The sequence below is a fragment of the Streptomyces sp. CA-179760 genome (genome assembly GCF_050937045.1).
Taxonomy (GTDB): Bacteria; Actinomycetota; Actinomycetes; order Streptomycetales; family Streptomycetaceae; genus Streptomyces.
Window position 1 is genome coordinate 6,751,261 of sequence record NZ_JBNJLZ010000001.1, and the last position, 14,818, is coordinate 6,766,078.

The 14,818-nt window shown below is 69.8% G+C and carries 12 protein-coding genes, 1 pseudogene and 2 riboswitches; of the genes and pseudogenes, 9 read left to right on the plus strand and 4 right to left on the minus strand.

Annotation, left to right across the window (positions count from 1 at the left end; translation table 11 throughout):
- Window positions 1–48 precede the first annotated feature (48 nt).
- From glyA to gcvT, 3 genes and pseudogenes are all read right to left on the minus strand, one after another.
- Window positions 49–1,326 (minus strand): serine hydroxymethyltransferase, encoded by a 1,278-nt coding sequence (gene glyA, locus ACQEV8_RS30860; RefSeq protein WP_432966733.1) that lies wholly within the window; start codon window positions 1,324–1,326, stop codon window positions 49–51.
- Window positions 1,327–1,340: 14 nt separating this feature from the next.
- Window positions 1,341–1,718 (minus strand): glycine cleavage system protein GcvH, encoded by a 378-nt coding sequence (gene gcvH / locus ACQEV8_RS30865; RefSeq protein ID WP_184598686.1) that lies wholly within the window; start codon window positions 1,716–1,718, stop codon window positions 1,341–1,343.
- Window positions 1,719–1,842: 124 nt separating this feature from the next.
- Window positions 1,843–2,906: pseudogene (gene gcvT / locus ACQEV8_RS30870) on the minus strand (glycine cleavage system aminomethyltransferase GcvT).
- A 110-nt stretch (window positions 2,907–3,016) separates the two neighbouring features.
- Window positions 3,017–3,144, minus strand: a riboswitch (glycine riboswitch).
- Between the two features lies 1 nt (window position 3,145).
- Window positions 3,146–3,246, minus strand: a riboswitch (glycine riboswitch).
- Between the two features lie 182 nt (window positions 3,247–3,428).
- Here gcvT and ACQEV8_RS30875 point away from each other — a divergent pair.
- From ACQEV8_RS30875 to ACQEV8_RS30915, 9 genes are all read left to right on the plus strand, one after another.
- Complete coding sequence (locus ACQEV8_RS30875) at window positions 3,429–4,097, plus strand: AAA family ATPase (RefSeq protein WP_432973125.1); 669 nt, start codon at window positions 3,429–3,431, stop codon at window positions 4,095–4,097.
- A 615-nt stretch (window positions 4,098–4,712) separates the two neighbouring features.
- A complete protein-coding gene (locus tag ACQEV8_RS30880; protein WP_432966736.1) occupies window positions 4,713–5,501 on the plus strand; it encodes an enhanced serine sensitivity protein SseB in 789 nt (262 codons plus the stop codon).
- A gap of 162 nt (window positions 5,502–5,663) precedes the next feature.
- Entirely contained in the window at window positions 5,664–6,464 is an 801-nt protein-coding gene (locus tag ACQEV8_RS30885) for an enhanced serine sensitivity protein SseB C-terminal domain-containing protein (RefSeq protein ID WP_432966738.1), read from the plus strand.
- Window positions 6,465–6,793: 329 nt separating this feature from the next.
- Window positions 6,794–7,792, plus strand: coding sequence for an ABC transporter permease (locus ACQEV8_RS30890; RefSeq protein WP_432966740.1), 999 nt, complete (start codon window positions 6,794–6,796; stop codon window positions 7,790–7,792).
- Window positions 7,793–7,800: 8 nt separating this feature from the next.
- Entirely contained in the window at window positions 7,801–9,567 is a 1,767-nt protein-coding gene (locus ACQEV8_RS30895) for an ABC transporter substrate-binding protein (RefSeq protein WP_432966742.1), read from the plus strand.
- Between the two features lie 90 nt (window positions 9,568–9,657).
- Window positions 9,658–10,668, plus strand: a complete 1,011-nt coding sequence (locus ACQEV8_RS30900; protein ID WP_432966744.1) for an ABC transporter permease — start codon at window positions 9,658–9,660, stop codon at window positions 10,666–10,668.
- Window positions 10,665–11,747 (plus strand): ABC transporter ATP-binding protein, encoded by a 1,083-nt coding sequence (locus ACQEV8_RS30905; RefSeq protein ID WP_432966746.1) that lies wholly within the window; start codon window positions 10,665–10,667, stop codon window positions 11,745–11,747. The genes ACQEV8_RS30900 and ACQEV8_RS30905 overlap by 4 nt, the downstream gene beginning before the upstream one ends.
- A 14-nt stretch (window positions 11,748–11,761) precedes the next feature.
- A complete protein-coding gene (locus ACQEV8_RS30910; RefSeq protein WP_432966748.1) occupies window positions 11,762–12,880 on the plus strand; it encodes an ABC transporter ATP-binding protein in 1,119 nt (372 codons plus the stop codon).
- 46 nt (window positions 12,881–12,926) lie between these two features.
- Complete coding sequence (locus ACQEV8_RS30915) at window positions 12,927–13,619, plus strand: trimeric intracellular cation channel family protein (RefSeq protein ID WP_432966750.1); 693 nt, start codon at window positions 12,927–12,929, stop codon at window positions 13,617–13,619.
- On the opposite strand, the gene ACQEV8_RS30920 is transcribed toward ACQEV8_RS30915, so the two are convergent.
- Window positions 13,510–14,745 carry an alpha/beta hydrolase gene (locus tag ACQEV8_RS30920; protein WP_432966752.1) on the minus strand — a complete coding sequence of 412 codons (1,236 nt, stop codon included), beginning with the start codon at window positions 14,743–14,745 and terminating at the stop codon, window positions 13,510–13,512. The genes ACQEV8_RS30915 and ACQEV8_RS30920 overlap by 110 nt on opposite strands.
- Window positions 14,746–14,818: the final 73 nt, after the last annotated feature.

Consider the following 14,818-nt stretch of genomic DNA (forward strand, 5'->3'; position numbering starts at 1 on the left):
CGGGCGCCGCGACCGCGTGGCGGGCGCGGCGCCCTGAAGGTTTCTTCGTTACTTGTTGAGGCCTGCGTACAGCGGGTGCCGGTCGGCCAGGGCCTTCACACGGGCCTTGAGGGCGTCCGCGTCGGCGGCCCCGAAGGGAGAAGGCGCCTTCAGCGTCTCGGCGATGACGTCCGCGACCTCCGCGAAGTCCTCGCTCTCGAAGCCCCGGGTCGCCAGGGCCGGCGTGCCGATCCGCAGACCGGACGTCACCATCGGCGGACGCGGGTCGTTCGGGATCGCGTTGCGGTTGACCGTGATGCCCACCTCATGGAGGCGGTCCTCGGCCTGCTGTCCGTCCAGCTCCGAGTGGCGCAGGTCGACCAGGACGAGGTGCACGTCCGTGCCGCCGGACAGCACGTCCACGCCCACGGCCCGGACGTCGTCCTTCACCAGACGCTCGGCCAGGATGCGGGCACCCTCCAGCGTACGGCGCTGGCGCTCCTTGAAGTCCTCGGAGGCGGCGACCTTGAACGAGACCGCCTTGGCCGCGATCACATGCTCCAGCGGGCCGCCCTGCTGACCGGGGAAGACAGCGGAGTTGATCTTCTTGGCGAGTTCGGCCGTGGAGAGGATCACACCGCCGCGCGGGCCGCCCAGCGTCTTGTGGGTGGTCGTGGTCACCACGTGCGCGTGCGGAACGGGGTTCGGGTGCAGCCCCGCCGCCACCAGCCCGGCGAAGTGCGCCATGTCGACCATCAGGTACGCCCCGACCTCGTCCGCGATCCTGCGGAACTCGGCGAAGTCCAGCTGCCGCGGGTAGGCCGACCAGCCCGCGACGATCAGCTTCGGCCGGGACTCCTTCGCCAGCCGCTCCACCTCGGCCATGTCGACCCGGCCGTCGTCGCCCACGTGGTAGGCGACGACGTCGTAGAGCTTGCCGGAGAAGTTGATCTTCATGCCGTGGGTCAGGTGCCCGCCGTGCGCGAGGTTCAGACCCATGATGGTGTCGCCCGGCTTGAGCAGCGCGAACATCGCGGCGGCGTTGGCCTGGGCACCGGAGTGCGGCTGGACGTTGGCGTGCTCGGCGCCGAACAGCTCCTTGACGCGGTCGATCGCGATCTGCTCGACCACGTCGACGTGCTCACAGCCGCCGTAGTAGCGGCGGCCCGGGTAGCCCTCGGCGTACTTGTTGGTCAGGACCGAGCCCTGCGCCTCCATGACCGCGACCGGGGCGAAGTTCTCCGAGGCGATCATCTCGAGCGTGGACTGCTGCCGGTGCAGCTCGGCGTCGACCGCGGCGGCCACGGCCGGGTCGAACTCGTGCAGGGACGTGTTCAGGACGGACATACGGCTACGACCTCTCAGCCGGCGGAGAACGCGGTGTACTCGTCGGCGGAGAGCAGGTCGCCCGGCTCGTCCGTGACGCGCACCTTGAACAGCCAGCCGCCCTCGAAGGGGGCCGAGTTCACCAGCGACGGGTCGTTCACCACGTCCTCGTTGACCTCGGTGACCTCGCCGGAGACCGGGGAGTAGAGGTCGGACACGGACTTGGTCGACTCCAGCTCGCCGCAGGTCTCGCCCGCGGACAGGGCGGCACCGACCTCCGGGAGCTGGACGAAGACGACGTCGCCGAGCGCGTTCGCCGCGTGCTCGGTGATGCCGATCGTCGAGACGCCGTCCTCGGCGCCCGACAGCCACTCGTGCTCCTTGCTGTACCGCAGCTCTTTGGGGTTGCTCATGGCCTGGATTCTCCTGTACGCGCGGGAGTGCTGATGAAGGGGACCGCTGGTGAGCGGGGGTGAGACGCCCGGGACCGCGGTGGCGGCCCGCGGCCGGTGTCTGCTTCTGGCGCTTGGCCAGTGTCTACTTCTGGCGCTTGTAGAACGGCAGCGCCACGACCTCGTACGGCTCGTGACTGCCCCGGATGTCCACGGCCACACCGGGAGTGCCGGCCGCCGCGTGCGCGGGGTCGACGTACGCCATCGCGATCGGCTTGCCGAGCGTGGGGGAGGGGGCGCCGGAGGTGACCTCGCCGATCACCTCGCCGCCGGTGACGACCGGGTACCCGGCGCGCGGGACCCTACGGCCCTCGGCGACGAGGCCGACCAGGATGCGGGGCGGGTTCTGCTCGGCGCGTGCGGCGGCCTCGGTCAGGGCCTCGCGGCCCACGAAGTCGCCCTCCTTCTCGAACTTCACCACCCGGCCGAGCCCGGCGTCGAAGGGCGTCAGGGAGGTGCTCAGCTCGTGCCCGTACAGCGGCATGCCCGCCTCGAGGCGCAGCGTGTCGCGGCAGGACAGCCCGCACGGGACCAGGCCGGCGCCCTCGCCCGCCTTGGTGAGGGCCTGCCACAGCTCGACGGCGTGCTCCGGCTTCACGAACAGCTCGAAGCCGTCCTCGCCGGTGTATCCGGTGCGGGCGATGAGGGCCGGGACGCCCGCGACCGTGCCGGGCAGGCCGGCGTAGTACTTCAGGCCGTCGAGGTCGGCGTCGGTGAGGGACTTCAGGATCCCCGGGACTGTGGGCCCTGTACGGCGAGCAGCGCGTAGGCGTCCCGGTCGTCGCGCACCTCGGCGTCGAAGCCGGCGGAACGTTCCACCAGTGCGTCCAGGACCACCTGGGCGTTGGAGGCGTTGGCGACGACCATGAACTCGGGGGCCTCGGTCTCGGCCAGCCGGTAGACGATCAGGTCGTCGAGGATGCCGCCGTCCGCCTGGCAGATCATGGTGTAGCGGGCGCGGCCGGGCTTGACCCCGCCGATGTTGCCGACCAGCGCGTGGTCGAGGAGGGCGGTGGCCCCCGGGCCCGTGACGGTGATCTCGCCCATGTGGGAGAGGTCGAACAGCCCGGCCTGCGTACGCACGGCGTTGTGCTCGTCGCGCTCGGAGCCGTAGCGCAGGGGCATGTCCCAGCCGGCGAAGTCGGTCATCGTCGCGCCGAGCGAACGATGCACGGCATCGAGCGCGGTGTGGCGGAGTTCTCCTGTACTGCTCACGGTCGGTCGTCTCCCAAGGCATAAGGCATGACGGGCGAGGTCGTTCCTCCCCATCTGTCATCGGAACCTGAGAGGTTCGCCATGACCGCGCGGGTCAACGGCTTGCACCTTGGGTGGGGCCACGCCGCTTCCCCGGACTCCGGAGAGGGCTGCGGCCCGCTTTTCAGATGTGCCTCGCCCGCGCGGTAACGGGGCCTGAGAGATTCAAGGGAGGGACTTGCTCCTTCGGCGCCCCAGCGTCGGACGGTGCTGGGGACTCTCCCGCGCGGATTCAAACGGCCGGTATGCAGTTGGCGCGCACATCATTGCACGCATCGTCGCGGGGTGGCAGGGGGACCACCCTGTAGCAGGGCTGTTGCAGGAAGAGGACTAAAACCAGAGACATCGGGCATTACCTTCTCTTTACACTCGGCGGGCATGGGACTCCGTACCTGGCCCCAGGGGAGGACGATCACGGTGAACAGGACCACCGCGTACGCCACGACGTCGGGCATCGCGCTGCCCGAGCAGCCGGCCGCTCCGGTGCGCGCGGTCTGCGGCCCGCAGCCGGTGCCGGTCGTCCGCGATCTGCGCGAGCGGCCCGGCCGCGGCCCGCACGCGCTGCTGTTCGGCTCCCGGGACATCGTCGTGGTCACGGGCCTGCCCGGCAGCGGCAAGTCCACGCTGATGCGGCGCACCGTGCCGGGTCGGCGCATCGACTCCCAGGACACCCGCGACCACTGGGACCGCCGTATGCCGCGCGCCCTGCCGTACGCGGTCTACCGCCCGCTCGTCCGCCTCGCCCACTACGCCGGGCTGCGCCGCGCCCTGCGCACCGGCGAGGGCGTCGTCGTGCACGACTGCGGCACACAGGCCTGGGTCCGCCGCTGGCTCGCCCGCGAGGCCCGCCGCCGGGGCGGCACGCTCCATCTGCTGATGCTCGACGTCGCCCCCGAACAGGCCCTGGCCGGCCAGCGCGACCGCGGCCGAGGCGTCTCGCGGTACGCGTTCCTGCGCCACCGCGCGGCCACCACCCGCCTGCTCCGCGAGGTCGAACGGGGCGAACTGCCCACCGGCTGCGGCTCGGCGGTCCTCGCCGACCGCGACGCGGCGAACACCCTCCACCGCATCGGGTTCGCGGGCTGACGGCCCCGGCCCGTGGGCGGGCCCTCACGGACCGACTGTCCGCGACGGGGGAGCCGCGGTTCACGGACAGGCGTCCGGGGTTGGCAAGCCACGTTCCACAAGGGCGGGCGTCCGGGGTTCGCGAGCCGTGTTCAGGGGGCGGGCGGCATCCGCGGTCGGGCGTCCGGGAAGCACGGGCCGTCCGTCTGCGGCCCCGCTGTGCGCATGGGGCGGGCGCGCGCCCGCGAGTTGGGCCTTCCGCGTGCGGCCCCGTGCAGCGGGCCCGCTTCGGCGGTCGGTGAGCCCGGAAGCACGGTCCACGGCGCTGCCGCCGGCGAACCGTGTGTACAGGACAGGCATCCACGCGGTCGTTTGCGCCGGGCATGCGGCTCGTCCGCTTGCGGTCTGAGCCGTGTGCACGCGGCAGGCGTCTGCTGCCGGCGCGCCCGGAAGCTCGGGCCCGTGGCGTCTGCCGTCGGCGGACCGTGTGTATGGGGCAGGCGTCCGCGTTCGGCGAGCCCGGAAGCGCCGTTCGGCCGCCCGCGCCCCCCGCCGCGGTTCACGGGGTGGCAGCCCGCCCTTCCCGAGCCGCTAGCCTTTGAGCCACAGCAGTGGTTTCAGGCAGGCGGTAGGCAGATGGACTTCCCGGCGGACTTCTCCGCGGACTTCCCGGCGCAGACGCAGACCCACCCGCACGGCGGATGGCCCGGCAACGAGCTGGAGGAGGTGCTCTCGGCCTCCCTCGGCGCCGGCCCCTCGGCCGGCGGGCGGATCGTCGAGGTGCTCGGCCGCAGCTTCGTGTGGATCCCGCTGCCCAGCGGCGGCGGCCCGCAGAGCGGCCCCCTCGACCTCCCCGGCATCGAGATCGACGGCCAGGCGTTCGTGCCGGTGTTCAGCTCCGAGGAGCAGTTCCGCCAGGTCGTCGGCTCGCACATGTCGTACACCATCGCCCCCGCCGTGGAGTTCGCCCGCGGTCTGCCCCCGCACGCGGGGATGGCCGTCAACCCGGGCGGCGTCGTCGGCATCCCGCTCCCGCCGCCCGCCGTCGCCGAGCTGTGCCGGGCCGGCAGGACCCCGCTGGACGGCCCCGCGAGCGGCGGCCGGGTCCGCCTCTTCGAGCCCGACTGGCAGGACGACCCGGTGGACTTCCTCGCCGCCGCCTCCGCGGAGTTCGAGGCGATCGGCGTCGTCGTCACCGCCCGCCGCTGCCTCGCCGCGATCGAGACCGCCGACCCGGTGATGTTCGTCGGCGTCGAACTCTCCCAGTGGGAAGGCGACCTGCGCGCCCTGCCCCTGGACGCCCTCACCCGCGCCGTCACCGACGCCCCGGCCCCCTGGCCGGTCAACCTGGTGCTCCTGGACGTCGCGGAGGACCCGGTGGGCGCGTGGATGAAGGACAGGGTCCGGCCTTTCTACCAGCGGTAGGCCGGATACTTCAGGGGCGCGGGGCTGTGACACCATGCGGCTCCGCCGCGTGGGCGCGAGAACCACATGCGGCCCGCACCCGCAGGGCGGCACCAAGCCCCGGGCACCTGCGCGGGCTTAAGCTAGGTCACGGTCGAGGCGTTGTACGAAGGGGCGGTAAAGGTGAGCGCGAGCGGCACGGCCGCGGCCGGACAGGTCGAGCACATGCTGCGCCAGGTCACGCCCGGGCGTTATGACGCCTATGAGGCCCTCCTGCGCGCGCTCGCGACCCCCCACAGCGGCCAGATCTGGATGCTCCTGTGGCAGGGCCAGGCCGGATCCCCCGACGCCCAGTACGGAAACATGGAGGTCGAGGGCCACGGCTACGCCCCCTGTGTGACCTCCGCACAGGAACTCTCGGCCAGCGGCTGGAACCGCAGTTACGAGGTCGTCGACGGCATCGACGTGGCCCGCGCCCTCTACCCCGACCACTACGGCCTCTGGCTCAACCCACACGCCCCCGGTGGCGGCGTCGGCATCCCCTGGCTCGACCTGCGCCGGATCGCCACGGGCCTGGACCGCCAGCCCGCCGGACCCCTGCGGCTGTCCGAACCCGCCATCGAGATCCCGCAGTTCTACGCCCTGCTCGCGCAGAACGCCCACCGCACCCCGGCCGTCCGCTCGCTGCGCCGCGCCTGGGTGCAACCCGCGCTCGGGGCGCCGTATCTGGCCATCGGACTCGACGTCTACGACACCTCGCCGCCGGCCGTGGATTCGGTGCGCGCGATGATGCAGCAGTCCCTCGGCGCCGTACCGGACGGGCTCCCCGTGTCGACCGTCGCGATGTCCGACGAGCACGACCCGGTCGCCATGTGGCTGCGCGCCGGCGCACGCCCGTTCTACGACCGTGAGGCCCACGCCACCGCCCCCGTCCAGGCCCCGGCCTCGGGCTACGGATACCCCCCTCCCCAGGGCAGGTACTGACCCGCCCCGGGGCCCGCGAAGCTGTTCCGGAACGCGACGACCGCTCAACTCTCCGCGCGTAGATAAGGGTGAAAAGGGTAACGTTGTCCTAGTATGCCCCTGTCGCGGCGCGTCCGACCCCTGTTACCCGTTGTCCGGATAACGGAACCTCGCAGACAGCATCACGTTTACGCATCCTTTCATCGCCAAGTCTGGCAACAGATCGCCAAAGCGTTGAAGACTCCCCGCAAGACACGGGCCGGGTCGGTCTCGTGTACGAGACAAACAAAACCGCTACAGCGGCAGCCAGGGGGTCGGCGATCGCCGACCCGAGAGGGGTCAATCGCACCGTGACCGCACCGATCGAGACCACCGGGGCGGAAGCCGGAGCACAGCCCGAGGCCGTGCTCGCCGGGGTCAAGAAGAGCCAGATCGAGGGGCGCTCGCTCACTCAGATCGCCTGGATGCGCTTCAAGCGGGACAAGGTGGCGATGGCGGGAGGCGTCGTCGTCATCCTGCTCACGCTGCTGGCGGTGTTCTCCAAGCCGATCCAGTGGATCTTCAACCTCGATCCCAACAAGTTCAACCAGGACCTCATCGACCCGGCGCTGCTCGCGCCCAAGGGTGGCTGGGGCGGCATGAGCTGGGACCACCCGCTAGGCGTGGACCCGCAGTACGGCCGGGACATGCTCGCCCGCATCATCGACGGCTCCTGGGTCTCCCTGCTGGTCGCGGGCGGCGCCACGCTGCTGTCCGTGTGCATCGGCACCGTGCTCGGTGTCGTCGCCGGGTACTACGGCGGCTGGATCGACAGCGTCATCAGCCGGATGATGGACACCTTCCTGGCGTTCCCGCTGCTGCTGTTCGCCATCTCGATCTCGGCATCGGTGCAGGACGGCTTCTTCGGTCTCGACGGCCTGTCCCTGCGCATCTGCGTGCTGATCTTCGTGATCGGCTTCTTCAGCTGGCCGTACATCGGCCGCATCGTGCGGGCGCAGACCATGACCCTGCGCAAGCGGGAGTTCATCGAGGCGGCCACCAGCCTCGGAGCGCGCGGCCCGTACGTCCTGTTCCGGGAACTGCTCCCCAACCTCGTCGCGCCGATCCTCGTCTACTCGACGCTGATCATCCCGACGAACATCCTGTTCGAGGCCGCGCTGAGCTTCCTCGGTGTCGGTATCGCTCCGCCGCAGGCCTCCTGGGGCGGCATGCTCAGCAACGCTGTGGATCTCTACACGGCTGATCCGCAGTACATGTTCGTGCCCGGACTGGCGATCTTCATCACCGTCCTGGCCTTCAACCTGCTGGGTGACGGGCTGCGTGACGCCCTCGACCCTCGCAGCAAGTGATCCATCGAATGAGGGGGCTTCCTCAGGTGAAGACGAGAAGGGTGACCGCCGGCGTTGCGTCGGTCCTGGCGCTGTCGCTGGGTGCTGCCGCGTGCGGCGGCGGAGGTGACGACAACGACGGGGGAGGCAACGGCAAGAAGGACGCCGCGCTGAACTCGATCGTCAACGAGTCGAGCAAGAAGGGCGGGACGGTCGCGTACGAGCACTCGGACGTGCCGGACTCCCTCGACCCGGGCAACACGTACTACGGCTGGGTGCAGAACTTCTCCCGCCTCTACGGCAGAACGCTCACCACGTTCAAACCGGCGGCGGGCAAGGAAGGCCTGGAGGTCGTGCCGGACCTCGCCGAGGGCCTCGGCAAGTCCAGCACGGACGCCAAGACCTGGACGTACAAGCTGCGTACGGGTGTGAAGTTCCAGGACGGCACCCCGGTGACGTCCAAGGACGTGAAGTACGCCATCGAGCGTTCCAACTTCGCGCCCGAGGCGCTGTCCAACGGCCCGACGTACTTCAAGGCGTACCTGGACGGCGGCGACAAGTACAAGGGCCCGTACAAGGACAAGTCCGCCGAGGGCATCAAGTCCATCGAGACGCCGGACGACCAGACGATCGTCTTCAAGCTGAAGCAGCCGTTCGCCGACTTCGACTACCTGGCGACGTTCTCGCAGACGGCCCCGGTGCAGCAGTCGAAGGACACCGGTGCGAAGTACGTGCAGGCCATCCAGTCCACGGGCCCGTACCAGTTCCAGTCCTACGAGGAGGGCCGCGGCGCCACCCTCGTGCGCAACCCGCAGTGGGACGCGAAGACGGACCCGGTCCGCAAGGCTCTGCCGGACAAGGTCACGATCAAGTTCAAGGTCAACCCGGTCACGGTCGACAACGACCTGCTCTCCGACAAGATCACGGCTGACGCGGCCGGCACGGGTGTGCAGCCGCAGACCCAGCCGAAGGTGCTGCGCGGCAAGTACGCCAACCAGACGGACAGCTCGTACGCCGGCGCGACGCAGTACATCGCGCTGAACGTGAACGTGAAGCCGTTCGACAACGCCGACTGCCGCAAGGCCGTGCAGTGGGGCCTCGACAAGCAGTCGGTGCTCGACGCCATGGGCGGTTCGCCGAAGGGTGACGTGGCGACCACGCTGCTGCCGCCGTCGGTGAACGGCTACACCAAGTTCGACACCTACGCGACCGAGGGTCACAAGGGTGACGTGGCCAAGGCCAAGGCGGCGCTGAAGGCGTGCGGCAAGCCGAACGGCTTCAACACGATCCTGACGGCCCGTTCCGACCGGCCCGCCGAGGTCGCGCAGGCCACGGCCGTCCAGGCGTCGCTGAAGAAGATCGGCATCAACGTCGAGATCAAGCAGTTCCCCTCCGGCAAGTACTTCTCCAACTTCGCCGGTGTCCCGAGCTACGTCCACGACAACAAGCTCGGCATGCTCTCGATGGCGTGGGGCGCCGACTGGCCGACCGGCTACGGCTTCCTCGACCAGATCATCAACGGTGCGGCCATCAAGCCCTCGGGCGGCAACAACCTGATGGAGCTGGACGACCCGAAGATCAACAAGGCCCTGACGGACGCGATCGCCAACACCGACGACGCGGCCCGCACCAAGGCCTGGGGCGACATCGACAAGATGGTGCTCGACAACGCCTCGGTCGTTCCTGTCATCTACCGCAAGAACCTGCTGCTCAGGCCCACGTCCGCGGCCAATGTCACGGTGACGCAGGCCTACCTCGGTATGTACGACTACCTGCTGATGAGCTCCTCGAAGTAACCAGCGGGCCGGATCCTTTCGAAAGGCAGGTGAAGGCACCGGGTGGCCGCGGCGGATGATCCCGCCGCGGCCACCCGGGGCCGTACAGCTGTGGCTGCGTACATCCTCCGACGCGTCATGGGCGCGGTGCTGTTGCTGCTGGTGGTCAGCGCAGTCACTTTCGCCATCTTCTTCCTGGTGCCCCGTCTCGGGGGCCAGACGGCCGACCAGTTGGCCACCCAGTACGTCGGCAAGGACGCGAACCCCGAGTCCGTCGCCGCGATCAAGCAGAATCTCGGCCTGGACCAGCCGGTCTACGTCCAGTACTGGGACTTCATCAAGGGCATCGTGATCGGCGCCGACTACAAGTTCGGTCCCGACGCGACGCACTGCAGCGCACCCTGCTTCGGGTACTCGTTCAAGAATCACGTCGAGGTGTGGCCCCAGCTGCAGGAGCGGATCCCCGTCTCCTTCTCGCTGGCCGTCGGCGCCGCGGTGATCTGGGTGGTCTTCGGTGTGACGACGGGTGTGATCTCCGCGCTGCGCAAGGGCAAGCCCATCGACCGCATCGCCATGTTCATCGCCCTCTCCGGCGTCTCGCTCCCGATCTTCTTCACCGGCCAGATCCTGCTCGCGCTCTTCGTGTACGAGATCCCCATCTGGGACAGCGTCGACTACGTCCCGTTCACCGAGAACCCCGCGGAATGGGCCTGGCACCTGATCCTGCCCTGGGTCAGCCTCGCCTTCCTCTTCTCCGCTCTCTACGCCCGGCTCACCCGGGCGGGCATGCTGGAGACGATGGGCGAGGACTACATCAGAACGGCCAGGGCCAAGGGGCTGAAGGAGACCACGGTCGTCGCGAAGCACGGCCTGCGCTCCGCGCTGACCCCGATCGTCACGATCTTCGGTATGGACTTCGGTCTTCTGGTCGGCAGCGCTGTGCTCACCGAGACGGTCTTCTCGCTGCAGGGCATCGGGGCCTACGCCATCCAGTCCATCCAGCAGAACGACCTGCCCATCATCATGGGTGTGACCATGGTCGCCGCGTTCTTCATCGTCTTCTGCAATCTGATCGTCGACCTGGTGAACGCCGCCATCGACCCCCGGGTGAGGTACTCGTGAGCAAGCTCGACAAAGCCGCGCTCGGCGAACCGGACCCCGTCGCCCCGTCCACCGCGGACGACGTGTTCCTGTCCGTACGGGATCTGCGCATCCATTTCGACACGGACGACGGTCTGGTCAAGTCGGTGGACGGTGTCAGTTTCGACGTGCGCAAGGGCAAGACCCTGGGCATCGTGGGCGAGTCCGGCTCCGGCAAGTCCGTCACCTCCCTCGGACTGATGGGCCTGCACCGCTCGGCGCGTGCCAAGGTCTCCGGCGAGGTGTGGCTGGACGGCCAGGAGCTGATCGCGGCCGATCCGGACGCGGTGCGGCGGCTGCGGGGCCGGAAGATGGCCATGATCTTCCAGGACCCGCTGTCGGCGATGCACCCCTACTACTCGGTCGGGCAGCAGATCGTCGAGGCGTACCGGGTCCACCACGACGTCAGCAAGAAGGCCGCCAAGCAGCGGGCGATCGACATGCTCGACCGGGTCGGCATCCCCGAGCCCGCCAAGCGCGTGGACGGCTACCCGCACGAGTTCTCCGGCGGTATGCGCCAGCGCGCGATGATCGCCATGGCGCTGGTGAACAACCCCGAGCTGCTCATCGCCGACGAGCCGACCACCGCCCTGGACGTCACCGTGCAGGCGCAGATCCTCGATCTCATCCATGATCTGCAGAAGGAGTTCGGCTCCGCGGTCATCATGATCACCCACGACCTGGGCGTGGTCGCCGAGATGGCCGACGACCTGCTGGTCATGTACGGCGGCCGGTGCGTGGAGCGCGGTTCCGCGGAGGCCGTGTTCTCCGAGCCCCGGCACCCCTACACCTGGGGTCTGCTCGGCTCGATGCCGCGCATGGACCGGGAGGAGACCGACCGGCTCATCCCGATCAAGGGCGCACCGCCCTCCCTCATCAACCTCCCGTCCGGCTGCGCCTTCAACCCGCGCTGCCCGTACGCGGACCTCCCGAAGGACAACGTCACCCGCACGGTCCGCCCCGAGCTGACCGAGGTCGGCGGCGGACACTGGGCCGCCTGCCACATGACCCAGGAGCAGCGGGAGCGTATCTGGACCGAAGAGATTGCGCCGAAGCTGTGAGCGACGAGAAACCGGTGAGCAAACCGGACACCAGCGGGGCCACCCTCACCAAGGACTCCGCCGCCGCCGGCGAGGTCCTGCTGAAGGTGACCGGCCTGCAGAAGCACTTCCCGATCCGCAAGGGCCTGCTCCAGCGGCAGACCGGCGCGGTGCGCGCCGTCGACGGCATCGACTTCGAGGTCCGCAAGGGCGAGACGCTCGGTGTCGTGGGCGAGTCGGGCTGCGGCAAGTCCACCATGGGCCGGCTGATCACCCGGCTGCTGGAACCGACCGGCGGCACGGTCGAGTTCGAGGGCAAGGACATCACGCACCTCGGCACGAGCGATCTGCGCCCGATGCGCCGTGACGTGCAGATGATCTTCCAGGACCCCTACTCCTCGCTGAACCCCCGGCACACGATCGGCACGATCGTCGGCGCCCCCTTCAGGCTCCAGGGGGTCGAGCCCGAGGGCGGGGTGAAGAAGGAGGTCCAGCGGCTGCTGTCGGTGGTCGGCCTCAACCCCGAGCACTACAACCGCTATCCGCACGAGTTCTCCGGCGGCCAGCGCCAGCGCATCGGCATCGCCCGCGCGCTCGCGCTCAACCCCAAGCTGGTCGTGGCGGACGAGCCGGTCTCCGCGCTGGACGTGTCGATCCAGGCGCAGGTGGTGAACCTGCTGGACGACCTCCAGGAGGAACTGGGCCTGACGTACGTGATCATCGCGCACGACCTGTCTGTCGTCCGGCATGTCTCGGACCGGATCGCGGTGATGTACCTCGGCAAGATCGTCGAGCTGGCCGAGCGCGACCAGCTCTACAAGTCGCCGATGCACCCGTATTCCAAGGCCCTGCTGTCGGCCGTGCCGGTACCGGATCCGAAGCGCCGGGGCGCCAAGAGCGAGCGCATCCTGCTCAAGGGCGACGTGCCCTCGCCGATCTCCCCGCCGAGCGGCTGCCGCTTCCACACCCGGTGCTGGAAGGCGACCGAGATGTGCAAGACGACGGAGCCGCCGCTCAAGGAGCTGCGGGCCGGGCAGCGCGTCGCCTGCCACCACCCGGAGAACTTCGAGGACCAGCAGCCGCAGGACACCAAGCTGCTCTCCTCGGCTCACGAAGCCGCCGCGGAGAACCCCACGACGGCCGTCGAGAAGTGATCCCGCCCGAGCCCCCGCCCCCGCACCTGGGGGCGGGGGCTCGGCCATGGGTAAAAATGTTCGGGTGCTCCAGGAACTCTTCACCCCGTCCGTCCAGCACTCGCTCGAGCTGATCGGCATCTTCGTCTTCGCGATCTCCGGCGCCCTGCTGGCCGTCCGCAAGAACTTCGACGTGTTCGGCATGGCCGTCCTCGCCGAGGTCACCGCGCTGGGCGGCGGTCTCTTCCGTGATCTGGTCATCGGGGCCGTACCGCCCGCCGCCTTCACGGACCTGGGGTACTTCCTCACCCCGCTGCTCGCCACCCTCCTGGTCTTCTTCCTGCACCCCCATGTGGAACGCATCCAGGTCGCCGTGAACGTCTTCGACGCGGCCGGCCTCGGACTGTTCTGCGTCGCCGGGACGACGAAGGCGTACGAGTACGGGCTCGGCCTGACCGCCTCCGCCTGTCTGGGCCTCGCCACCGCCGTGGGCGGGGGAGTGCTGCGGGACGTGCTCGCCAACGAGGTGCCCTCACTGCTGCGCTGGGACCGCGACCTGTACGCGGTCCCGGCGATCGTCGGTGCCACGATGATCGTGCTGTGCATCCACTACGGCGCCCTGTCCCCGCTGACCAGCGCCCTCGCGGTGATCACCGCCTTCGTGCTGAGGCTGCTCGCGATGCGATACCACTGGCGAGCTCCGCGGGCATGGCACCGGCGGTCGACGGTGAGCGAGGAGGAACAGCCCCTCCTGCCGTGACGGGGCGGCGGCCCGTCATCTCCGTCAGCCAGCGGAACGCCGGGACCACCTGCGGCCGCCACAGCGCCATGGTGTGACCGCCCGCGCTCCTCGGCACGAACACCACGTGCACGGTCGTCGGGGCCTTCGCGGCCTGCTCCAGCGCCACGGCGTCCTCGTAGCCGTCGTGCGGCTGGCCGGAGAGGTAGAGCGCGATCCGCGGCGGGACGGGCGCCCCGCGCAGCAGCGTGTACGGATCGTTCCCGGCACGCAGGCCGGGGCTCTGCGCGGCGAGCGAGTCACGTTCGCCGATCGGGTCGTTGTAGCCGGACAGGCTGACGGCGGCCCGGTAGCGGTCGGGGTGGGCGACGGCGAGCTTGGCCGCGCAGTGCGCCCCGGCCGAGTAGCCGGCGACGGCCCAGCCCTCGGGGGCGGACTCGCCGCGGAAGTTGTCCATGACCATCCTCGGCACATCGACGCTCAGCCAGGTGTCGGCGTCGACCGTGCCCGGGATGTTGGCGCACCCGGTGTCCACCCCGGGCAGCAGGCTGGTGCGCGGGGCGACCAGGATGAACGGGGCCACCTGTCCGTCGCGCATCAGCGGCAGCAGCTGCTCGTGCGCGTGCAGCGAGACGAACCAGGCCTTCGCCGATCCGGGGTAGCCGGGCAGCAGCTCGACGACCGGGAACCGGGTGTGCCGGTAGGCCGGGTCGTCGTACTGCGGCGGCAGCCAGACGTAGACCTCGGCGTTCACGCCCGACACCCGGCCCTTGAGGTGGGTGACCCGTACTCCGCCGGCCGCTCGCATGCCGGGCCCGGTGGCCGGCTCGAAGCTCTGGCGCACCCTGGGCAGCCGTTCCAGGGCGAGGCCGCCGGTGCCGTCGGCGCCCAGATCGGCCGCCTGCCGCACATGATCGCCGGTGCCGAGCAGGTCGCCCCAGGTGTCGTAGAGGCTGTTGGCGTTGTTGACCAGGGTGAAGACCAGGGCCACGGCTGTCCCCTGGGCGAACAGCAGCATCAGCGTCCGGGCCGCGGCGCGCAGGGCCCGGGGCCCGCTCAGGCGCGACCAGAGGCACAGCGGCAGTACGAGGGCGACGACGGACAGCACGACCAGCGTGCAGAGGAACGGGGTCCCGGTGAGGCTCATGCCCTGACTGAGCGCGGGGACGGCCTGCGGGTTTACGGATGAGTCGGACACTTACCGAGAAATTGCCCGTGTC